Source organism: Salinisphaera orenii subsp. halophila YIM 95161 (assembly GCF_003732545.1).
Taxonomy (GTDB): Bacteria; Pseudomonadota; Gammaproteobacteria; order Nevskiales; family Salinisphaeraceae; genus Salinisphaera; species Salinisphaera orenii_A.
The window spans coordinates 51939-73775 of the sequence record NZ_AYKF01000002.1; the positions used below are offsets into that span (position 1 = coordinate 51939).

Below are 21837 nucleotides of genomic sequence, written 5' to 3' on the forward strand. Positions count from 1 at the left end.
GCGCGTGCCGGCGGGTTCGTTGCACCCGAGCGCGGGCGCCCGCCCCCGGACCGCGTCCTCGACCCGAGCCCGGTAAAAAAACATGCGCACAGGCATGGCGCGAAGGCCGCGACTCGCCGATAACCTGTGATGACATCCGCCGCCCGCACGCGATGACGTGTGCTTGCCCGCCATGCCAGCAATCATCTTCGGAACCGGCCTCGCCCACGAAAGCGCGCCCACTGCCCACGCACCCTGCGACACGTTCGGCCTCGCCGGTCCGGCGCGCACCGGCCGATGAGCGCACAAGACACGGCCGCGCGTGCGGCTCGACGCGACGACGCCATCGCCGACGGCCTCCAGCGCGTGCGCGAAGCGCTGGCGACACGGGTGCTGGGCAAGCCGCGCCAGATCGATCAGGCGCTGGCCTGCGTACTCGCCGAGGGCCATCTGCTCATCGAGGACGTGCCGGGCGTGGGCAAGACGACCCTGGCGCACGGCCTCGCTCAGGCGCTGGGCCTGTCGTTCTCGCGCGTGCAGTTCACCAGCGATCTGCTGCCCAGCGATATCCTCGGGGTCTCCGTATTCGACCGCAACGCCGCGGATTTCCGCTTCACGCCGGGGCCGATCTTCGCCCAGATGGTCCTCGCCGACGAGATCAACCGCGCCAGTCCGCGCACCCAGAGCGCCCTGCTCGAGGCCATGGCCGAAGGCCAGGTCACGATCGAGGGCCGCACCCGCGACCTCGGCCGCCCCTTCACCGTGATCGCGACCCAGAATCCCGTCGACCAGAGCGGCACGTTCAACCTGCCGGATTCGCAGCTGGATCGTTTCCTCATGCGGATCACGCTCGGCTATCCGCCGCTGGGCGAGGAAAAGCGCCTGCTGGCCGGGCGAACCGAGCGAGCCGAACCGTTGGCGCCGGTCATCGATGCCGCCGTGCTGGCGCAGTGGCAGCGCGCGGTCGCCGCGGTCACCACGCGGGACGCGGTGCTCGATTACCTGCTGCGACTGCTACGCTTCAGCCGCCGGGAGGGCGTGTTCGTCCAGGGGCTGTCGCCGCGCGCCGGGCTGGCGCTGCGGCGCGCCGCCCAGGCGTGGGCGCTGCTGTCGGCGCGCGACTTCGTGCTGCCCGAGGACGTGCAGGCGGTGCTGCCGGCGGTCGTCGATCACCGACTCACCGCCACCGAGGGCGGCGACCGCACGCCCTCGGCGATCCTGCTGGAGCAGGTGGACGCGATCGCCGGATGACGGGCGTGTTCAGCCGCCGCATCGAGGCCGCGATCACCGGCTTCATCCGCCGCCGCACCCCGATCCGGTCGACACCCATGACGATCGGCCGACGACGACTCTACATCCTGCCGACCCGCAGCGGCGCGATATTCGCCGTCCTGCTGGTGGTGATGCTGCTGGGCGCCACCAACTACAGCAACAGTCTCGGCTTCGCGCTGACGTTCTGGCTGGCCGCGATCGCGCTCGTCTCCATGCATCACGCCCATCGCAATCTGCTCGGGCTGGTGCTGACGCGGGTCAGCGCCGCACCGGTCTTCGCCGGCGGCCACGCACGCTTCACGATCACCCTGGACAACACGGCCCGGCGCGCCCGTCGCGGCGTCCGGATCAGCGCGCCCGGCATCGAGGGCGAGGATCTGGCCGCGGTGATCGCGCCGGGCGGCCGGGTCGATCTCCAGCTGAGCGTGCCGGCCGCCCGCCGCGGTCACCTGGCGTGTCCACGGCTGCGGGTGGAGACGATCGTGCCGCTCGGACTGTTCCGGGCCTGGAGCTGGCTCGCGCCGAGCGCGCAGACCCTGGTCTATCCGCAGCCCGTGGGCCCTCGGCCCAGACCCGCACCGGCCGACGACGGTGACGCCGCCACGCCGGCCCCGGCCCGCGGCAACGACGAGTTTCTGGGTCATCGGCCGTATATCCGCGGCGATTCGCTCCGGGAGATCGACTGGAAGGCCAGCGCCCGCACCGACGGCTTGCTCGTCCACGAGCACACACGGCGCAGCGCGAACACCCTCTGGCTCGACTACGCGCACGCCGGCGCCCGCGACCCGGAGGCACGGCTGTCGCAGCTCGCGCGCTGGGTGCTCGACGCGGAGCGCGACGGCCTGACCTACGGCCTGCGTCTGCCCGGGACTACGCTGACGCCCGATGCCGGCCGCGGCCACCGCGAGGCCTGTCTGCGCGCGCTGGCCCTGCTGTGAGCCGGGCGGCGACGACCGCGAGCTGGCCACCGGCGCCCGCACGGGGCCAGCGTCTGCGGCTGACGGGCTGTCTGGCGCTGGTGGCGCTGCCGCATCTGTTTCACCTGCCGCCCTGGGTGAGCGCGATCGCGGCGACCCTGCTCGTCTGGCAGGCCCAGGCGGCCTGGCGGTCGCGGCCGCTGCCCGGCCGCCTGATCCGGTTCGCCCTGGCCGCGGCGGCGCTCGGCAGCGTGCTCGCCGGCTTCGGACGCATCAGCGGCCAGGAAGCCGGCGTCTCGCTGCTGGTGATGCTGCTCGCGCTCAAGCTCTGCGAGATACGCAGCCACCGGGATGCCATGGTGTTCCTGTCGCTGACCGCCTTTCTGCTGATCACGCAGTTCCTGTTCTCCCAGAGTCTGGCGATGGCGGTCTATCTGGTGATCGGCACCTGGCTGATCACCGCGGCGTTCATCGATGTCAGCAGCGAGATCGCGCCGACCGGCGCGTTCACCCATAGTGCACGGCTGCTGCTGCAGGCGCTGCCGGTGGCAGCATTGCTGTTCGTCCTCTTCCCGCGGGTGCCGGGCCCGCTCTGGGGGCTGCCGTCGGATGCCGGCGCCCGCGCGACGACCGGGCTGTCGGAGCGCATGTCGCCCGGCAGCATCTCGTCGCTGGCGACATCGGACGCCGTGGCCCTGCGCGTGCGCTTTCCCGACGGCGACATGCCCCCGGCGCCGGCGCGCTACTGGCGCGGGCCGGTGTTCTGGGATTTCGACGACGGCACCTGGCGCGGCAGCCCCGCAGCCGATGCCCTGCCCGCCGCGGACATTCGGCCCGTGGCGGACGCGATCGTACGCGCCGACATCACGCTGGAGGCCACCCGCCACCCCTGGCTGATCGCGCTCGACGTGCCGCTGGGTACGGATCACCGCAGCCGCATGTCGCCCGGGGCGACGCTGCACGCCGAGGACGATATCGACGAGCGCATTCGGTATCACGCCCGCTCGGCGCTGGCCTACCGCCTCGATCCGCAGCTGGGCTCGGCCGCGCGCGAACGGGCCACACGGCTGCCCGCCGGCGGCAACCCGCGGGCCCGTGCCACCGCCCGCCGCTGGCGCGCACAGGCCGACACGCCGCAGGGGATCGTCGACCGCGCGCTGACGCATTTTCGCGAACACCCCTTCCATTACACCCTCAGCCCGGCGCGCACCGGCCGCGACAGCAGCATCGACGATTTTCTGTTCGAGACCCGCGAAGGGTTCTGCGAGCACTACGCCGGGGCGTTCACCTTCCTGATGCGCGCGGCCGGCGTGCCGGCGCGCGTGGTGACCGGCTATCAGGGCGGAGAGCGCGCGCTGGTCGGCGACTACTGGGTCGTGCGCAACTCCGATGCCCACGCCTGGAGCGAGGTGTGGCTGGACGGCCGGGGCTGGGTGCGGGTGGACCCCACGGCCGCGGTCGCACCCGGCCGCATCGAGGCCGGCGTGGCGGGCTCGCTGTCCGACAGCCAGGCTCTGCCCTATATGGCGCGCGCCGACGACGGCGCCTGGTACCGGATGCAGATGCTCTGGGACGGGGTCAACGCCGCCTGGAACCGCTGGTTTCTGGCCTACGGTCCGCAGCAGCAGCAGCGACTGCTCGAGCGTATCGGTCTGGGCGGGCTGCGCGGCGCGCTCGTCGCGCTGACCTTCGGTGTGGCGGTGCTGCTCGGCCTGCTCTCGCTCTGGCTCGGCTGGCGGATGCGTCAACGGCGCACCGCCGATCCGGTGACCCGGCAGTGGCAGCGCGTCTGCGATCGTCTGGCGGCCATGGGCTACCCGCGGGCGCGCCACGAGGGCCCGCAGGCCTACGGTGCGCGCGTGGCGCGTGCCCGCCCCGATCTCGCGGACGAACTGGGTGCGATCGTGGCAGGCTATATACGGCTGTGTTATGCAGCCAATCCCGGATCCGCCGATACGCAGGCGTTCGTCGCCCGCGCTGCCGCCTTCGATCCGCGTCGCCCACGCAAGCCCCGAGACTGATCATGGACAATCGCCGCTACTGCCCCGTCTGCGCCAGCCCGCTCGAACGCCGCGTTCTGGCCGACCACGAGCGCGCGCTGTGCCCCGACCCGGACTGCGGCTATGTCTTCTGGGACAACCCCATTCCGGTGGTCGCCGGCATCGTCGAGCACGAGGGCGCCCTGGTCTTCGCCCGCAACGCACTCTGGCCGGCCGGCATGTACGGCCTGGTCACCGGTTTTCTCGAACCGCGCGAGGCGCCCGAGGACGCCGTGGTGCGTGAGGTCGCCGAGGAGCTGAGCCTGGACGCGCGCATCGAATCCTTCGTCGGCGTCTACGGCTTCGCGCGCAAGAATCAGCTGCTGCTGGCCTATCACCTCGTCGGCGAAGGCGAGATCCAACTCAACGAGGAGCTGGCGGAATACCGCCACGTCGCCCGCGCGGAGGCCGAATACTGGCCCGGCGGCACCGGGCTTGCGGTGCGCGACTGGCTGCGCGGCCAGGGCTACGACCCGCAGCCGCGCGAACTGCCGGACGCGGTCCAGGCCTGGATGCAGCAACCGCCGACGACCGACGCCAGCGGTAACTAATACCGGTCGGCACGTTATTCGCCAGCCGCATTGGAGACCGCGCATCGCGTCGGCGCGACGCGAGTGGCCGATCGGGGCGAGCACGTTCAACCTGGCCGCGCCGCAGGGCGCGCGGGGTCGATTCTTCTTGGGCGACCCAGCCGTCGGCCCAGGCGCCCCATGAGATCAGCAAGGTGCGGCAATCCAGCGTTGTCGCACGCGGGCGCAACGCGACTGCACGGCGCGCACTACGCGCCGCCGTGCCGCGAAACAGCGCCCGGCGCGGGTTGCATGACGTGTTGACTGGTCCGAGCGCTCCCCGCCAGTGCGGCTTCGGTCGCGACCATCGCGTCACGACGACACGGTGGGCCGACCGACGAGGCGGAGTTTCTCCGTCGCCACTCACCTCACCGATGTGATGGCAGGGTCACGGCAACAACGGCCACGCGGTTCGACACCTAGGCGCGACCGGATCGGGCGGCGCGATCGCCTGTATCGAGGTGGAGCACGCCGTCGCCCAACGGTGCGGCCACGCGGTACGAACGCGCCGTTCAGTCGGCCGCGCCCGGCGCCTCGCGCGCGTCGACCCGCGTGAGCAGCCAGCCGCCGGCGACGAACAGCACCAGCACCGACAGGATCGACAGCCGCGCGCTGCCGGACAGCGCCGCGGTCGCGCCGACCAGCAGCGGCCCGATCACCGCGGCGAACTTGCCCATCATGTTGTAGATGCCGAAATACTCGCCGGCGCGCCCGTCGGGGATCAGGCGCGCGAAGTAGGAGCGCGACAGCGACTGCACGCCGCCCTGCACCAGCCCGATCACCGCGGCCATGACATAGAACTGCCACTCGTAGGCCAGGAAATAGCCCCAGGCGGTAACGCCGGCATAGACCGCCAGCCCGAGATAGATCGCCTTCTTGGTCTCCCATTTCGAGGCCAGCCAGCCGAAGGCGATCGCGGCCGGAAAACCGATGAACTGCACCAGCAGCAGGGCGGTGATCAGGCTGGTCTGGCCGAAGCCGAGGTTGAGGCCGAAATCGACCGCCATGCGGATGATCGTGTGCACGCCGTCGATATACAGCCAGTAGGCGATCAGAAACGTGAATACCGGCTTTTCGCTGAAGATACGGCGCGCGGTCAGGCGCAGTTCGGCGAGTCCCTCGCGCATGGCGCGGGTGGCGCTCGGAGTATCCGCGTCGCGGCTCTCGTCGACGAACAGGAAGACCGGCAACGAGAACAGCGCCCACCAGACCGCCACGCTCAGAAACGACCAGCGCACCGCCGCCGCGCGATCGGCCAAAGCAAAGACCTCCGGCCACAGCGTCATCGCCACGTTCACGGCCAGCAGCAGGCCGCCGCCAAGATAACCGAGCCCGTAGCCGAGCGCGGACACGCGGTCGTAATCGGCCGGCGCGCACACATCCACGATCAGGCTGTCGTAGAACACCATGGCCAGAAAGAAAGCCGTCGAGGCGATCACGAACAGCGTGAGCGCGGCCAGCCATTGCCCCGCGCCGACGAAGAACAGGCCGGCGGTGGCGGCCACCGCGATCCCGGTGACGCCTGCAAGCCAGGGTTTCTTGCGGCGGCTGCGATCGGCGATCGCGCCCAGCAGCGGGGCGAGGAACAGCACGATCAGGCTCGCCAGCGCGCTGCCCACGCCGAGCTGCAGCGTGCTCGTCTCGGCCGCGTGGTCGGCGCTCCAGTAGGTCTTGAAGAAGATCGGGAAGAAGCCCGCCACCACCGTGGTCGCGAAGGCGGAGTTCGCCCAGTCGTAGAGCGCCCAGCCGAGCTGGGCGCGACCCGTCGCCGCCCGGCTCACGCCAGGTCCACGAGTCGCCGCGACAGCAGCAGCGCATCCTCGCGCCCCTCCGGGCCCGGGTAGTAGCCGGGCCGCGTGGCGATGCGCTTGAAGCCGAGACGCTTGTACAGACGCCGGGCGGACTTGTTGGAGGGACGGACCTCGAGCATCAGCACCTCGGCATTGTCAGCGCGCGCCTGGCGCGTCATGGCTTCGACGAGACGCTCGGCCACGCGCTGTCCGCGCAGATCCGGCGCCACACAGAGATTGAGGATGTGGGCTTCGCCCACCGCCACGGAAAGCAGCGCGTAGCCGACCACCGCCTCGTCGAGGTCGGTCGCGACCCAGCCGCGATAGCCCACCCGCAGGCAGTCGCGAAAGATGCGCTCGTTCCAGGGGTAGCCGTAGGACACCTCCTCGATCGCGAGCACCGCGGGCACATCACCCGCCCGCATGCCGCGGATGCCGATCAGCAGCTGCGGCTCGACGCTCACGCCGTCCGTCCACCGGCGCCGATGCGGGCCGCGATCCGCTTGAGATCCGCCCAGGCGCGCGCCTTCATCTGCGGGCTGCGCAGCAGAAAGGCCGGATGATAGGTGATGAGCACGTCCAGATCCCGCTGCGGGTATTTGTGGGTGCGCCCACGCAGCTTGCCGAGGCTGTCGCCGCTATTCAGCAGCGTCTGCGCGGCCACGCGCCCGACCGCGACCACCAGCGTCGGGTCCATCAGCTCGATCTGGCGTTCCAGCACCGGCCAGTCCGCCGCGACCTCCTCGGCGTTCGGATCGCGGTTGTTGGGCGGGCGGAACTTGCAGATGTTGGTGATGTAGACGTTGGTCTCGCGTGAGCAGCCGATCGCGAACAGCATGCGGTCCAGCAGCTTGCCGGCGCGGCCGACGAACGGCACGCCCTGGGCATCCTCCTGCGCGCCCGGCGCTTCGCCCACGATGAGCACGTCCGCGTCGCGCGCGCCGACCCCGAACACGGGCCGCTGGGCGCCGCGATGATCGCGGGTCGTCAGCCAGGCCTCCAGCTCGTCCCAGCCCATGCCGGACGGCGACGCGGGCGACGTCGGCGCGGCGGATGCCGGTGGCGCGGGTGCGGTCTGTACGTCGACGGCCACTTCCGCGGCTTCGGCGGTGACCTGGTCCGGGGCCAGCTCGCTCTCGCCGGCCGTGTCCACGGCCGGCGCCTGCTGGCGCGCTCCGCCGCCGAGCGGGCCGTCGGCACGCGCACGCCAGTCGACCAGGCCGAGTTCGCGTAGACAGGCGCTGCGATGATCTGAGTCCATCACGTCATAGCCTAACGGCTCGCAGTGGAAAAGACAGCCATGGGCCCGCCACACGACCGGCCGTCATCACCGCGTGCCGGCGCTGAGTGGACAACCCGTATGGTGTTCGCACGCGGTGTCGCGGCGGGCTTGTCCGGGCCATCGAGGCGGGCGGCGTGCCTGCGCGAGCGCACGATCACGGCTGCACCGGCGACTCGACAGCCGGCGCTTTGGCCACGCGGCGTAACCGGCGTGCCTTGCAAAGACGGGCCCGCAGCGCCGGCCGCGCGCCGCACGGCCTGTCCACCCTAGCCCTGGCGGCGCTTGAGCTTCCAGCGGCGCACGGCCATGAACGGACCGGAAGCCGCGTAGGCGAAGAACGCGAGGAACAGCACCCGCGGCGGGTCGAGGATGATCAGCACGAAGACGATGAGCATGATCAGGATGTAGCGAAACGGCACACGTTCGCCGAAATTCAGATCCTTGAAGCTCTGATAGCGCACGTTCGAGACCATCAGCACGCCCGCGGCGACGGTCAGCAGGAACACGATCGGCACCAGCGCGCTGCCGTCGATGCCAAAGTCCGCGCCCACCCACACGAAGCCGACGAGCAGCCCTGCGGCGGCCGGACTCGGCAGGCCGAGGAAGGTCTTCTTCTCGACCGGCGCACCGCGGGTGATGTTGAACCGGGCCAGCCGCAGCGCGGCCGCTGCCATATAGAAGAAAGCGGCCAGCCAGCCGAGCTTGCCGGCGGTGTCGCTGTAGTAGGCCAGGCTGTCCAGGCTGTAGAGATAGGCGGTCAGTCCGGAGGCGAGCCCGAAGGCCACCAGATCGCCGAGGCTGTCGTACTGGATGCCGAAATCGCTTTCGGTGTGCGTCAGCCGGGCCACCCGGCCGTCGAGCATGTCGGTGAGCATCGCCACGAAGATGGCGATGGACGCCACCGTGAAGCGCCCCTGGGTCGCGGCGATGATGGCGTAGAAGCCGGCGAACAGCGTGCCGGTGGTGAACAGGTTCGGCAGCAGATAGATGCCGCGTTTGCGTCGGCTGCCGGACTCGGTCTCTTCGGGGGCGTCGGCCATCGCGTGGCTCCTGCTCGGGCGTGGGATGGGCCCGGTCTGGATGATCAGGCCGGGTGGGCGGCCGGCGGCGGCGCGTCCGCGCCCGTGGGGCGAGCCGCCTTCTTGTGCACCAGCTTGGCGAGCACACAGGCACCTGCGCGCACATGATCACCCAGTTCGACCTCGACACGCGAATTCACGGGCAGGTAGAGGTCCACGCGGCGGGCCAGCCGGCGCATGCCGCAGCAGCGCCCCTGACCCACGCGCTCGCCGTAGTTGCTGCGGCAGGGGCGGGTGCCGAACAACGAGCCGTGCTGGATCACGATCACCAGCTCGTCGCCCTCGTCGGTGCGGATGCGCGAGACCACGCCGTCGAGCGTGTCGACCGCCTCGCCGGTGACCTCCAGCACGGTGCCCTCCACGGGCGAGCGCATGAAGTAGGCCCCAAAGACGTCGACCCGAAGCGACAGCTTGACCGCCTCGCGGTCCAGAAACGGGTCGTAGCCCTCGCGCCGGTGGACGACGGTTCCGTCCACCGGCGCGATCACGGCCAGCGGTTCGGCCGGCACGTTACGCGGGGCATCCCGGAAGTACAGGATGCTGAACAGAACCGCCGCTGCCAGCGGCAGCGCCGCCCAAACGCCGAACAGCGCGTTGACGAGCGCGCAGGCCACGGCCAGTCCGGTGAGCACGGCCCACCCTTCCGGCACAATATGAAACAGCGTCTTGCGCCGCATAACCCCGTCCCGCCCGAGGGCGATCGAGTCTCGAAATGGCGATCCGGCCGATCGGATCAGTTGCGCGATTTATCGACGATCTTGTCGCTGGCGATCCACGGCATCATGCCGCGCAGCTTCTCGCCCACGCGCTCGATCTCCGAATCCGCGGCCCGGCGTCGCCCGGCCTTGAGCATGGGGCTGCCGGCCTGGTGCTCGGCGATGAACTCGCGCGCGAACGATCCCGACTGGATCTCTTCCAGAATACGACGCATCTCGGCCTTGGTTTCATCCGTGATCAGACGCGGACCGCGGGAGATGTCGCCGTACTCGGCGGTGTTCGAGATCGAGTAACGCATGTTGGCGATGCCGCCCTCGTAGATCAGGTCCACGATGAGCTTGACCTCGTGCAGGCACTCGAAATACGCCATCTCCGGCTCGTAGCCGGCCTCGACCAGCGTCTCGAAGCCGGCCTGGATGAGCGCGATGGTGCCGCCGCAGAGCACGGACTGCTCGCCGAACAGGTCGGTCTCGGTCTCGGCCTGGAAGGTGGTCTCGATCACGCCAGCCCGGCCGCCGCCGTTGGCCACGGCGTAGGCCAGGGCCACGTCCTTGGCCTGACCGGAGACGTCCTTGTAGACGGCGATCAGGCTCGGCACGCCGCCGCCCTTCTCGTAGGTGGTGCGCACGAGATGGCCGGGGCCCTTGGGCGCGACCATGATCACGTCCAGATCGGCGCGCGGCTCGATCAGCTCGAAGTGCACGTTGAAGCCGTGCGCGAAACCGATGGTCGCGCCCTGCTTGATGTTGGGCTCGATCACCTCGTTGTAGAGCGTGACCTGATGCTCGTCCGGGGTCAGGATCATGACCACGTCGGCGCTGGCCGTCGCATCGGCGATGCTGGCGACCTTCAGGCCGGCGTTCTCGGCCTTCTTGGCCGACGAAGAACCCTCGCGCAGGCCGACCACGACATCGACGCCCGAATCCTTGAGGTTGTTGGCATGGGCATGGCCCTGCGAGCCATAACCGATGATGGCCACCTGCTTGCCCTGAATCAGGGACAGGTCACCGTCCTTGTCGTAATAAACGTTCATGCTCAAGGTCGTACTCCTGCTTTGCGTATGGCATCCACGGCCTCGGACGCCGCGGCGATTGGTCGATTAAAAGGTGGCGTCGTCGCTGCCCGAAGCGCCATGTTCATAATGCAGGCCGGCGTCGCCCGGGGTCATGGTGACCGCACCGCTGCGCGCCAGCTCCACCAGCGCGCCGGCGTCCTCGAGCGCGGCGACGAAGGTGTTGAGCGATTCGCCCGAGCCCACGAACTGCAGCGTGCGCTGGCCGGCGTCGCCGACGAGCTCGACCACGTCGTAGGGCTCGGCGAGCGCGTCGATCGCGGCATCGTCCTCGCGCGGGCGCACCTTGATCAGCGCCAGCTCGCGTTCCAGATGGGCGTCGCCGGTCATGTCGAGCACGTCGATCACATCCACCAGCTTGAGCAGCTGGCGATTGATCTGCTCGACGACGTCCTCGGTGCCGTGGGTGACCAGCGTCAGGCGCGACACGGTGGCGTCCTCGGTCGGCCCCACGTTGAGGGTCTCGATGTTGAAGCCACGCTGCGAGAACATGCCCGCCACGCGAACGAGTGCCCCGGCCTCGTTGGCCATCAGAACGGAAATGACGTGTCGCATGGCTGGTCCCGCGGTCGCCGCGTGCGCGTGCAAAGCGCGCAAAATACGCCCAATATCGGGGTGAATCAACCACACTGCGAACCGGATGACCGACACGCCCGCGAACTGCGCTACAATTCGCGGTTTTCCACGCTGTTTCAGGGTGAACCCATGAGCCACGCCCAGCACGCTGTCCACGCCACCGATCCCCATCCGCTCAGCGGGACCGTCCTCTCGGGTGCGGACACGATCGTACAGGTGCTGGCCGACGAGGGCGTGGACACCATCTTCGGCTATTCGGGCGGCGCCATCCTGCCGACCTACGACGCCATCTTCCGCTACAACGAGGACAACCCCGGCCAGATGCCGCTGATCGTGCCCGCCAACGAGCAGGGCGCGGGCTTCATGGCCGCCGGCTACGCGCGCGCCTCCGGCAAGGTGGGCGTGGCCATGGTCACCTCCGGCCCGGGCGCGACCAACTGCGTCACGCCCATTCGCGACTGCATGGCCGACTCGGTGCCGATCGTGCTGATCTGCGGCCAGGTCGCGCGCGCCGCCGTGGGCACGGACGCCTTCCAGGAGGCGCCGGTGTCCAACATCATGAGCAGCGCGGCCAAGCACGTGTTCATGGTCACGGACCCGGAGAAGCTGGAGGCCACCGTGCGCACGGCGTTCGAGATCGCCCGCTCCGGCCGGCCCGGCCCGGTGGTCATCGACGTGCCCAAGGACGTCCAGAACATCGAGCAGCGCTTCTCCGGCCAGGGCCTGCTACCCGTGCCCGGCTATCGCCAGCGCATGCGCGATCTGCGCGCCAGCCCGCTCAGCGACGACAAGTGCGCGGTGTTCTTCCGCCTGCTGGCCGAGTCCGAGCGCCCGCTCATCTACGCCGGCGGCGGCGTGATCAACTCCGACTCCGCCGACGAGCTGCGGGCGCTGGCCCAGGCCTTCGGCATCCCGGTGACGACCACGCTGATGGGCATCGGCGCCTTCGACACCACCGACGCCCTGTCGATGCACATGCTCGGCATGCACGGCACCGCCTTCGCCAACTATGCGGTCGAGGACTGCGACTTCCTGATCGCGGTGGGCGCGCGCTTCGACGACCGCGTGGCCGGCGTGCCCGAGCGCTTCGCGCCGAGCGCCAAGGCCATCGCCCACTTCGACGCCGACGCTTCGGAGATCAACAAGGTCAAGAGCGTGGACTGGCATCACGTGGGCCTGTTCTCGCCGAGCCTCTCGCGGCTGCTGGCCTACGGTCGCGAGAACGGCTTCTCGAGCGATTTCTCGACGTGGCACGAGCACGTCACGAAGCTCAAGCGCGACTACGCGATGAACTACGCCCGCGACACGGCGCTCATCCAGCCCTACGCCGTCATCGAGGAGATCAACCGGCACACCGAGGGGCGCGCGGTCATCGCCACGGGCGTCGGCCAGCACCAGATGTGGGCGGCCCAGTACTTCGACTTCCGCGAACCGCGGCTGTGGCTGACCTCCGGCTCGATGGGGACCATGGGCTTCGGCCTGCCGGCGGCCATCGGCGCGGCGTTCGCGCGGCGCGACAAGCTCGTCATCGACATCGACGGCGACGCCTCCATCCGCATGAACATCGGCGAGCTGGAGACCGTGACCACCTACAACCTGCCGGTGAAGGTCGTCGTGCTGAATAACAACGGCGACGGCATGGTCAAGCAGTGGCAGAAGCTGTTCTTCAAGGGCCGCCTGTCGGCCTCGGACAAGTCGCTGCACAAGAAGGACTTCGTCAAGGCCGCCCAGGCCGACGGCTTCGAGTTCGCCGAACGCCTGAGCAATCCGGCGGACATGGCCCAGGTGATCGAGGCGTTCCTGAACTTCCAGGGCCCGGCCTTCCTCGAAGTCATGGTCGACCCGGACGCCGGCGTCTACCCGATGGTCGGCCCCGGCAAGAGCTACAAGGAAATGATCACCGGCGATCACATCAACAATCGCCACGGTGCTTCCGGCGACGAACGCGAGATCGACGCCTCGGAGATGTTCTAGGGCTTATTCTCGAAGCCGGCGGCTCGGGCAGGCGGCGTCATACGGCGCCGCCTGCTTCGTTTAGGGGCGCCTACGGTGGCAATCCCGTTCTCGCTGGCGTGTTCGCGCCCATGGTCAAACGGACGCGGCCGGCCCGCAGCGCAGGTGGACTCGACCTCGGATGAACGACACCGGCCGTACTCGCGCCGATGCAGGCGCCGGCTTCAGCCCCCGCAGTCGGCCCGCGCCACCGTGATCTCGCCCAGCGTCGTACCGTCGTCGAGCCGATACCGGTACGCCACGCGGAAGTCCCGCTTCATCAGCCCCCGGAGACGCGCCTTCTCGCATATCGTCCGCCGGATCGCGGCTTCCTGATCGGCGGGAAACGTCTCGCGATCGATACGGTCGGCGAACGCCGGCAGGATCGTGTAGTTGTACTGCAGCGTATCGTCGGCGACCGACGTATCGTCCAGCCGCGTGCCTTCGTCCACGCGCGTCGGCAGGCCCGCATTGAGCTGCGCGGACACCTTGTCGAGCACACCGTCCTTCTCCGGCGTGTCGCCGAACACATACGGCGCCACCACGAAACCGACCAGCCCGAGTATCCCGAGCAGCACGAGCCCGCCCACGACGGCGGCGATTCTGGATAGATTGCTCATGGCGTGCGACAGCGTCTCCCTTCGTCAGTGATGGCCCGACCGGCGTTCCCCGGATCGGCCCGGGGCATGAACACGCGCCACACCATACGGGACGTGGAACACATCCGCTCACGCATTGGCCTCTGGCCGTCCCAGCGAGCGGGCCGTCGGCCAACGGCGAAGCCGGCGCGCCGCCGACCCGACTCCCGCGGCCCCGTTCGCAGTCCATTATCCAACGCCGGGAGGCGCGGCCGCGCTGCAGCCTGGGCACCGAGGACCGCGGAATCGGTCATCGGGCGGGTTCATTGCGACGGCGGATGACGCGAGACGACCGCCGCCGGGCCGGTCGAGCGCGGCTTGCCGCCATCGCAACGGTGCGTATCGACACGACGGTGTGACATCTGGACGTGGACGCAGCTCGGCTCGACCGGGTTCGAGACTACCCGCGGCCGGATTTTCGCGTCAGGCCGAACCGTTCCAGCGCAGCGGCACGGCGCGCAGACGCTGACCGGTGGCGTCGAACACCGCGTTCGCGATCGCCGCCGGGATCGGCACGGACGCCGGTTCGCCGGCACCGGTGGAGGGCTGGTCCGGCCGGTCGATGAGCGCGATCTCGACCTCGGGCATCTCCGGAAAGGTCAGGATCGGATAGCCGGCCCAGTCGAGACTGGTCACGCCGGTCCGATCCCACGTCACCGCCTCCTTCAGCGTGCGACCGACCGCCTGCATCACGTTGCCCTCGATCTGGTTCTCCAGCCCGTCGGGGTTCACGATCAGGCCGCAGTCGTGGGCCACCACGACCCGGCGCACCCGGATGCCGTCGCCGTCGCTCACCTCCACTTCGGCAACCACAGCCACGTAGGCGAATTCGTTCTCGTAGCGCGCAAAGGCCATGCCGCGGCCGGTCCGCGGCGTCGGCGCGCTGTCTTCACGGCGCTGCGGCGACACGCGCGCCTGCCAGCCGGCGCGATCGGCGACGGTCTCGATGACGGCACGGGCGCGCGGATCGTCGAGATGGTCCAGCCGAAACGCCACCGGATCACGCTCGGCCGCCGCGGCCAGCTCGTCGATGAACGATTCGTTGGCGAAGCTGTTCTGGATCGCCCCGAGCGTGCGCAGCGCGGAGCAGCGCAGCAGGGCGTCGGCCACATCCACCCAGCGCGTGCTCACCCGATAGGCGTCGAACCGATAGTCGGCCGGCGCGTTGCGGTCGCCGCCGACATAGCGGTCGCTCGCGTGCGTGCCGTGCACAAGATTGCCGGCCAGCACATTGCGCGCGCCCGCCCCGCCGCCGGGCCGCGTGAGATGCGACGGCGTGAGATTCTCGAACGCCCAGGCCGCGACGCGGCCGTCCTTCACCCGCCCGCGCAGTTGCATGCGCATCGCCGGCCCCTTGGGCGCCCAGCCGTGTTCGTCGGCCCGGCTCCACTGCAGCCGCACGGGGCGCCCGATGGCCTGCGACACCAGCGCCGCATCCGCGGCCACGTCGTCCGCACCGTTGTGGCCGTAGCAGCCGGAGCCCTCGACATAGATCACCCGCACGGCGCGCTCGTCGCGATCCAGCAGGTCCGCCAGCGCCGAGCGCAACGGGTAGACGCCCTGGGTGGCGGACCAGATGGTGGCGCTGTCCTCGCGCACATCCGCGAGCGCACAGGACGGCCCGATCGAATCGTGAATCTGGAACGGCCAGTCGTACTCCGCCGAGAGGACGTCGTCGCCGTCGCCGAGCGCGGCCTCCACGTCACCGGCTTCGGCGCTCACGCGCCCCGTACCCGCCGCCGCATCGAAGGCGGCGAAGGGCGTATCGGCGTCGGGCATCGGCTCGAGATCCGCCCACTGCACCGACAGATCGTCGGCCGCCTGCATCGCCGCCCATTCCGTGGCCGCGGCCACCGCCACGAACGCGCCGCGCTGGACGATCTCGACGTTCTTGCCGACGCTATCGCGGTCGATGGACGCCACGGCGGGCGTGCGGACCGTACCGGTCGTCGGCGGACGCACCACCCGGGCGTGCCACATATCCGCAAGCCGCAGGTCCTGCAGATAATTGAAACGGCCGGCGACCTTGTCGGGAATATCCACGCGCGGCACGGATCGGCCGACGAAACGCCGCGCCTCGGGCGCCTCGGCGTCGGAATCGACCGGCGCGTCGAAGCCGGCCTCGTCGATGAGGTCGGCGTAACGCAGCACGCGCGACTTGTCGCCGTCGACACGGATCTCTCCGTCGGCGGCGACCAGCCGGGACGACGCCACGTCGAGCCGGTCCGCGGCCTTGGCCAGCAGCAGTCCGCGCGCCGTGGCCGCCGCCGCGCGCAGACGCGCCCCGCCCTGCTGGATCGTCTTGCTGCCGGCGGTGTATCCCTGATCCGGCGTCAGCGCCGTATCGCCCTGCACGATCTCGGTGGTATCGAAGTGCACGGCCAGCGCATCGGCCACGATCTGACGCAGCGCGGTTTCCACCCCGGTGCCGAGCTCGACCTTGCCGCTGTAGACGATGACACGGCCGTCATCGGTCACCGCCAGCCATGCATGCACCCGATCCGTGCCCAGCGGCTTGTCGATTGCGGCGCGCGGTTCGACGGTGCGCGCCGCCAGCGCGAGCGGCCCGCCCGCAAAATTGAAGCCCACCAGTAGCGCACCCGCGCCCTGGAGAAAATGGCGGCGTGAAAGCGTCGGCGTGTTCATGCGGACCTCCGCTCGGCGGCCCGCTCCACCGCGTTCACGATGCGCCGGTGCGTACCGCAGCCGCAGAGATTGGAGGCAAGCGCCTGCTTGATCGCGGCTCGCGAGGGCCGCGGGGTACGCTCGAGCAGCGCGTGGGCCGACATGATCATGCCGGTGATGCAGAAACCGCACTGCACCGCCTGTTCGTCAATGAAGGCCTGCTGCAACGGATCGAGCCGATCGCCGTCGGCCAGCCCCTCGAGCGTCAGAATCGGCTGCTCGGCCGCGGCCACGACCGGCACCACGCACGACGGCGTGGCCTCGCCGTCCATCACCACCATGCAGGCGCCGCACTGCGCCTTGCCACAGCCGTAGCGGGTCGCGGTGAGGCCGAGCTCGTTGCGCAGCACGTACAGCAACGGCGTTTCGGGCGCCACATCGACCTCGCGGGTCTCGTCATTGACGCGAAGCGTGAACTGGGCCATCGAAGTCTCCGGGGCATCGCGCGGCCACGTGGTCCGCGCCGCTGTCCTTCGGCACGTATACGAGCGGGCGCGCCTGGGGTTGCAGTGCGTTATCGGCGCATCCTCGCACGCACCGGCCAGCGCCACGCGAACGGTGGCACGCCACTCGCCGAAACGCCAGCCGGTACGAGCCGCCGTGCTGCCGCTTCGGACGCCATGCCATCGCGTATCGAGCGGCACCGGGTCGCGGGCGAGCGCGGCAACCGGCAACCCTCAAGCGCGTGTGCCCGAGGGAAGAGCGCCTGAAGTGCCGCGTACCTAATGCCGCTGGTGGAAGTTTGGATGACACGGCCAATATCCGACCGCCACTGGGGGTGCCGCGCAACGACCCCCGCCCGGCCGGACACGGATACGTTTACAGGCGTCTTCGGCACATAGGTCGGGCCGGACCCTGGTTCCTTCGAGCGAAGGAGCTAAGCGGCTGTCCGCCCCTGCGTGGCAACGATCGGCGCGCCGTCGGTCACGATCACGGTGTGTTCGAACTGGGCCGAGCGGCTGTCCGGATCGCCGTCCAGCGTCCAGCCGTCATCCGTTTCCGATACGAACGTGCTGCGCGTCGACAGAAACGGCTCCACCGCGATCACCTGCCCGTACCCCAGCCGGCGGCGATCCTTACGATCGTAGAAACCGACAATGCTCTCCGGCGCTTCGTGCAGCGACCGGCCGAGGCCGTGGCCGGCGAGATTCTCGATCACCTTCAAGCGATGCGATTTCGCCACGCGCTCGATGGTCTTACCGATCCTGTTGATCCGCGCGCCCGCCCGCACCTCGGCCAGCGCACGCTCTAACGCCAGCTCGGCGGCCCCACATAGCGACGCGTTCGCCTCGGCCACGGGGGCAACCACCGTGGTACCGCCCGTATCGGCAAAATAGCCGTCGCGCTCGGCCGACACATCGACATTCACGATATCGCCCGCGCCGATCACCCGGGCGCCGGGCACGCCATGTGCGGCCTCTTCGTTCACGCTGATGCAGGTAAAACCCGGGAAGTCGTAGCAGCTCATCGGCGCCGACGTCGCCCCGAGGCGCGACAGCATCTGCCCGCCGAGTTCATCCAGTTCGGCGGTCGTCATACCGGGTTCGACCGAGGCCAGCATGGCGTCGCAGATTTCAGCGACGATGCGACCGATGGCGAGAATGGCGTCAAGGTCGTGTTGATTCTCGATGGTCATTGGAGTTTTGAAGGCGCTCGAAACCCTAATGATACCGAGTGCTTTAGCTGGACGCCGTACACAGGTACCGAGACTCTCGGCGTTAGCTCAGAAATTCGTGGCGCTCCTAATCGTGTCTGACCCCTTTTCTTCCTCTTATGGCAGACGAGGTCGGACGGTAATCCTCCCAAGAATTAACGCGGGTCAGAAGTGGAATGTTCTCGTACCCTGAACCGAGGAGGTTCCCGTGAAGAAATCTCGCTACACCGACAGCCAGATCCTGGCCATCCTGAAACAAGCCGAGGCCGGCACGCCGGTGCCAGAGCTTTGTCGTGAACACGGCATGAGCTCAGCCACGTTCTACAAGTGGCGCAGCAAGTACGGCGGCATGGACGCCTCGCTCATGGCCCGCATGAAAGAGATCGAGGACGAAAACCGGCGGCCCAAGAAGATGTATGCCGAAGAACGGCTCAAGGCCGAGATCGTCCAGGATGCGCTCACAAAAAAGTGGTAAGGCCATCTCGCCGCCGCGAGATGGCCCAACGCAGTGTGGCCGAGCGTAGCTTGAGTATCCGTCTGGCCTGTGCCGCCTTTTCGATCAGTGCCACATGCTATCGCTACCAGCCCCGATTATCGGATGAAAACGCCGAGATCGCGGACTGGCTGATGCGTCTGACCGAGACGCATCGCCGCTGGGGTTTTGGCTTGTGCTTTTTGTACCTGCGCAACGTCAAAGGCTTCGGCTGGAACCACAAGCGGGTGTATCGGATCTATCGCGAGCTTGAACTGAATCTGCGGATCAAACCGCGCAAGCGCTTGCGACGCAAGATCCCGGATAAACTGGCGAAGCCCCCCGAGGCCATCAACCAGATCTGGTCCATGGATTTCATGCACGACCAGCTGAGCGATGGCCGTGGCTTCCGGTTGTTCAACGTCATCGACGACTACAACCGGGAAGGCCTGGGGATCGAAGTCGACCTGTCGCTGCCGTCGGCACGTGTCATCCGCAGTCTGGAGCAGATCATCGAATGGCGCGGCAAACCCAAGTCGATCCGCTGTGACAACGGTCCGGAATACATCAGCGGACCATTGACCGCCTGGGCCGAAAAGCACGGCATCACGCTGCAATACATCCAGCCCGGCAAACCCCAGCAGAATGCCTACGTCGAGCGTTACAACCGCACGGTTCGAACCGATTGGCTAAGCCAATGCCTGTTCGAATCGATCGCTGACGTTCAGAACGCGGCGACCGAATGGCTCTGGACTTACAATAACGAGCGCCCGAACATGGCACTCGGCGGCATCACGCCCAAGCAGAAATTGGGCATAGCCGCTTAGCTCCACTTTTGGCTCGCGTTAAAAATGGGGGATTACCATACCAACTAGCCCCCGCCAGTTCGATACGGGCGTTCCTTAAAATTCAAAGCCGCTGATTCGATTTCTCTGATCAAGGTTAGACAGCGTGCTGAACACTCATCCTCTGAATGCTGGAGCTCCATCACTATCCTTTCCATTACGGATTCGATCGCTCCCCACATGGCCTGTGCTGTTTCGTATACGACTAAGTCGTGCTTTTCATCTAACGAAAATTCTCGTTCAATTCGGCGAACCGTCTTTAGCGTTTCATCTAGCGAGGTTACTGCGGCAGATTCGACGGCTTGGTGTTGCAGAAGACTTTCGAACCGATCTAATCTTTCCAGCATGTAAGTTTGGAAATCCCCCTGCGGCTGCAAGTCTTTCATGACTTTGCTTTTAGCAGCTCTGTATACGGGGTTGTCCGGTTCAGAGTCGCCAAGCGCCGCCTTCGCCATACCTTCCAACGCAGGAGCGAGCTTTCTAACACCGGCCATATCATTTACATAAAAAATGGTTCGCTCGTCGGAAATATCAAAAGGAAGGTGAGTGCCTTCCTCAGCTAACGAAATGACAGGAAGTCTGGCGGAATGCCTGACGGCCAATTCGTACATCACGTTAGGATTTAGCGTCGTCAAATTGGCGATCACGAGCTCGTCCTCTAGTAGATGCTCAATAACTTGGCTAGTAATCGATCCTGGCGTATCGATTCGGTGAGCGACGTACACCGTGAGGTCGAGCGCTTTACACGCGGGCTCGATAACAGTGTCGATCAGTCCGTCCGCGGAACGACGCACCGCGGAACCGTCCGTTCCAATTGGCGTGACTACGAAGCATTTTTTCGATTCGCTTTTGGCCATATTTATTTCTTAAGAGCTAACGCCACCCAGTTAAGCGGCGTCAGGCACAAACTGGCCCATAGCACGCCCTACCTGAGTGCCACGTTTCATAAAACATCCTATGAAGTAAATAGCGTCCGCTTCAACGGGCTGTTAGACGACACTGGACGACTCCCAGATCGCTAGCGTCGATTAAGCAGATAAAGACTCGAAAGTCCGAAGACCGAAGTGGCTGCGTGATGTCGCATCAACTTCGTTATGCGCCAGCTCGCTGTCACTTCGTAATTATCATGCTTTTGCGGCTTTTCCTACCCTAAATTCGTCGAATGCGCCTCTAAATCCGAGTGTTGTTTAACGCCGATTCGACGACAACTGTCTATCTAACACGCATCGGCCTTCTCTACATAGCGCCATAACGCCTCTTTGATTTGCGCGTATTAGAGGCAAAAGGTGTGTTAGGTCAACCTTCCGGCATGACCAAATTGTCGCCCCACCCCTTATTGATCGCTGAGCATGACTCGACTCCCGGTGCCGAATATCGCACGCACACGTGACCGACACAAGAAAGCCCGCGCGAAGCGGGCTTTCCTGATTAAACGCTCGGTTTCGTCACGTTGCCCGCGGACGGGCTCGGCGCATCAACGCTTTTCGTACTGCTTGTTACCGAACATGTTCTCGAAGGCCTCGTTGTCAGTCAGGTCGGTCTTGTGGTCCTGCAGCACGCGCAAGCCGGCCTTGACGTTGTCGCGGTCGCCGATCATCTCGAACCAGCGGCGGACGTTCGGGTAGTCATCGATGTTCACGCCCTGGGTCTCGGCGCTGCGCAGCCACGGCCAGGTGGCGATGTCGGCGATGGAGTAGTCGTTGCCGGCCAGGAACTTGTGCTCCGCCAGCCGGCGGTCCATGACGCCGTAGATGCGGTTGGCTTCGTTTTCGTAGCGCTTGACGGCGTACTCGATCTTTTCCGGCGCATAACGGTTGAAGTGGTGCGCCTGGCCGAGCATGGGGCCGACGCTGGCCATCTGGAACATGAGCCACTGCATGACGTCGTGGCGCTTGACCGTGTCCTCCGGCAGCAGGCGGCCGGTCTTTTCGGCCAGGTAGATGAGCATGGCGCCGGATTCGAACATCGCGTACGGCTTGCCGTTCGGGCCGTCCTGGTCGACCATCGCCGGGATCTTGTTGTTGGGGCTGATCTTAAGGAAGTCCTCGCCGAACTGGTCGCCCTTGCCGATGTTGATCGGGTGGGCCGTGTATTCCAGCCCGATTTCCTCAAGCATGATGTGGACCTTGTGGCCGTTGGGCGTGGTCCAGGTGTAGAGATCGATCATGGTGTGTCCTTGCCTTGCGGCTTGTGTGGATCCGAACACGGCCTAACGTTGTCTAGATGACGACGCTTTTCAACCCGGCCAACCCGCCACCC

Annotated in this window: 19 protein-coding genes; 6 read left to right on the top strand and 13 right to left on the bottom strand. The window is 67.3% G+C overall.

The window, feature by feature from the left end; translation table 11 throughout:
• Positions 1–276 precede the first annotated feature (276 nt).
• Genes SAHL_RS01425 through SAHL_RS01440 form a run of 4 tightly spaced genes read left to right on the top strand, consistent with a single transcriptional unit; the run spans position 277 to position 4758 of the window.
• Positions 277–1230: an AAA family ATPase gene (locus SAHL_RS01425; protein ID WP_123589642.1), complete on the top strand. Its 954-nt coding sequence runs from the start codon at positions 277–279 to the stop codon at positions 1228–1230.
• Positions 1227–2189, top strand: coding sequence for a DUF58 domain-containing protein (locus SAHL_RS01430; RefSeq protein WP_123589643.1), 963 nt, complete (start codon positions 1227–1229; stop codon positions 2187–2189). Before SAHL_RS01425 ends, SAHL_RS01430 begins: the two co-directional genes overlap by 4 nt.
• Entirely contained in the window at positions 2186–4189 is a 2004-nt protein-coding gene (locus SAHL_RS01435) for a transglutaminase TgpA family protein (RefSeq protein ID WP_123589644.1), read from the top strand. The genes SAHL_RS01430 and SAHL_RS01435 overlap by 4 nt, the downstream gene beginning before the upstream one ends.
• Before the next feature lie 2 nt (positions 4190–4191).
• A complete protein-coding gene (locus tag SAHL_RS01440) occupies positions 4192–4758 on the top strand; it encodes an NUDIX domain-containing protein (protein ID WP_184947150.1) in 567 nt (188 codons plus the stop codon).
• Between the two features lie 530 nt (positions 4759–5288).
• On the opposite strand, the gene SAHL_RS01445 is transcribed toward SAHL_RS01440, so the two are convergent.
• From SAHL_RS01445 to ilvN, 7 genes are all read right to left on the bottom strand, one after another.
• Positions 5289–6557, bottom strand: a complete 1269-nt coding sequence (locus tag SAHL_RS01445) for an MFS transporter (RefSeq protein WP_123589645.1) — start codon at positions 6555–6557, stop codon at positions 5289–5291.
• Entirely contained in the window at positions 6554–7030 is a 477-nt protein-coding gene (gene rimI, locus SAHL_RS01450) for a ribosomal protein S18-alanine N-acetyltransferase (protein ID WP_123589646.1), read from the bottom strand. Before rimI ends, SAHL_RS01445 begins: the two co-directional genes overlap by 4 nt.
• On the bottom strand, positions 7027–7827 hold the full coding sequence (locus SAHL_RS01455; protein ID WP_123589647.1) for a uracil-DNA glycosylase: 801 nt from the start codon (positions 7825–7827) through the stop codon (positions 7027–7029). Before SAHL_RS01455 ends, rimI begins: the two co-directional genes overlap by 4 nt.
• Positions 7828–8114: 287 nt before the next feature.
• Positions 8115–8888, bottom strand: coding sequence for a CDP-alcohol phosphatidyltransferase family protein (locus tag SAHL_RS01460; RefSeq protein WP_123589648.1), 774 nt, complete (start codon positions 8886–8888; stop codon positions 8115–8117).
• 44 nt (positions 8889–8932) lie between these two features.
• Complete coding sequence (locus SAHL_RS01465; RefSeq protein ID WP_123589649.1) at positions 8933–9604, bottom strand: phosphatidylserine decarboxylase; 672 nt, start codon at positions 9602–9604, stop codon at positions 8933–8935.
• 56 nt (positions 9605–9660) lie between these two features.
• Positions 9661–10677: a ketol-acid reductoisomerase gene (gene ilvC, locus SAHL_RS01470; protein ID WP_123589650.1), complete on the bottom strand. Its 1017-nt coding sequence runs from the start codon at positions 10675–10677 to the stop codon at positions 9661–9663.
• Positions 10678–10743: 66 nt separating this feature from the next.
• Complete coding sequence (ilvN, locus tag SAHL_RS01475; protein WP_123589651.1) at positions 10744–11271, bottom strand: acetolactate synthase small subunit; 528 nt, start codon at positions 11269–11271, stop codon at positions 10744–10746.
• Positions 11272–11421: 150 nt separating this feature from the next.
• Here ilvN and ilvB point away from each other — a divergent pair, with 150 nt between their 5' ends.
• Complete coding sequence (gene ilvB, locus SAHL_RS01480) at positions 11422–13266, top strand: biosynthetic-type acetolactate synthase large subunit (RefSeq protein ID WP_123589652.1); 1845 nt, start codon at positions 11422–11424, stop codon at positions 13264–13266.
• Between the two features lie 203 nt (positions 13267–13469).
• Here the strand turns inward: ilvB and SAHL_RS01485 are convergent, their stop codons facing one another.
• From SAHL_RS01485 to map, 4 genes are all read right to left on the bottom strand, one after another.
• Positions 13470–13904, bottom strand: a complete 435-nt coding sequence (locus tag SAHL_RS01485; protein WP_123589653.1) for a hypothetical protein — start codon at positions 13902–13904, stop codon at positions 13470–13472.
• Positions 13905–14345: 441 nt separating this feature from the next.
• A complete protein-coding gene (locus SAHL_RS01490) occupies positions 14346–16568 on the bottom strand; it encodes a xanthine dehydrogenase family protein molybdopterin-binding subunit (RefSeq protein WP_123589654.1) in 2223 nt (740 codons plus the stop codon).
• Positions 16565–17032 (bottom strand): (2Fe-2S)-binding protein, encoded by a 468-nt coding sequence (locus SAHL_RS01495; RefSeq protein ID WP_123589655.1) that lies wholly within the window; start codon positions 17030–17032, stop codon positions 16565–16567. Before SAHL_RS01495 ends, SAHL_RS01490 begins: the two co-directional genes overlap by 4 nt.
• Positions 17033–17484: 452 nt before the next feature.
• On the bottom strand, positions 17485–18243 hold the full coding sequence (map, locus tag SAHL_RS01500; protein ID WP_123589656.1) for a type I methionyl aminopeptidase: 759 nt from the start codon (positions 18241–18243) through the stop codon (positions 17485–17487).
• A 226-nt stretch (positions 18244–18469) separates the two neighbouring features.
• Here map and SAHL_RS01505 point away from each other — a divergent pair.
• Positions 18470–19560, top strand: a protein-coding gene (locus SAHL_RS01505) for an IS3 family transposase (protein ID WP_123589657.1) whose coding sequence is annotated in 2 segments (ribosomal slippage) — positions 18470–18722 and positions 18722–19560 — 1092 coding nt in all. Because the reading frame shifts where the segments join, the coding sequence is not laid out codon by codon here.
• 44 nt (positions 19561–19604) lie between these two features.
• On the opposite strand, the gene SAHL_RS01510 is transcribed toward SAHL_RS01505, so the two are convergent.
• Together SAHL_RS01510 and SAHL_RS01515 are read right to left on the bottom strand one after the other, a co-directional pair.
• A complete protein-coding gene (locus tag SAHL_RS01510) occupies positions 19605–20435 on the bottom strand; it encodes a hypothetical protein (protein ID WP_184947153.1) in 831 nt (276 codons plus the stop codon).
• Between the two features lie 617 nt (positions 20436–21052).
• Complete coding sequence (locus SAHL_RS01515; RefSeq protein ID WP_123589658.1) at positions 21053–21745, bottom strand: glutathione binding-like protein; 693 nt, start codon at positions 21743–21745, stop codon at positions 21053–21055.
• Positions 21746–21837: the final 92 nt, after the last annotated feature.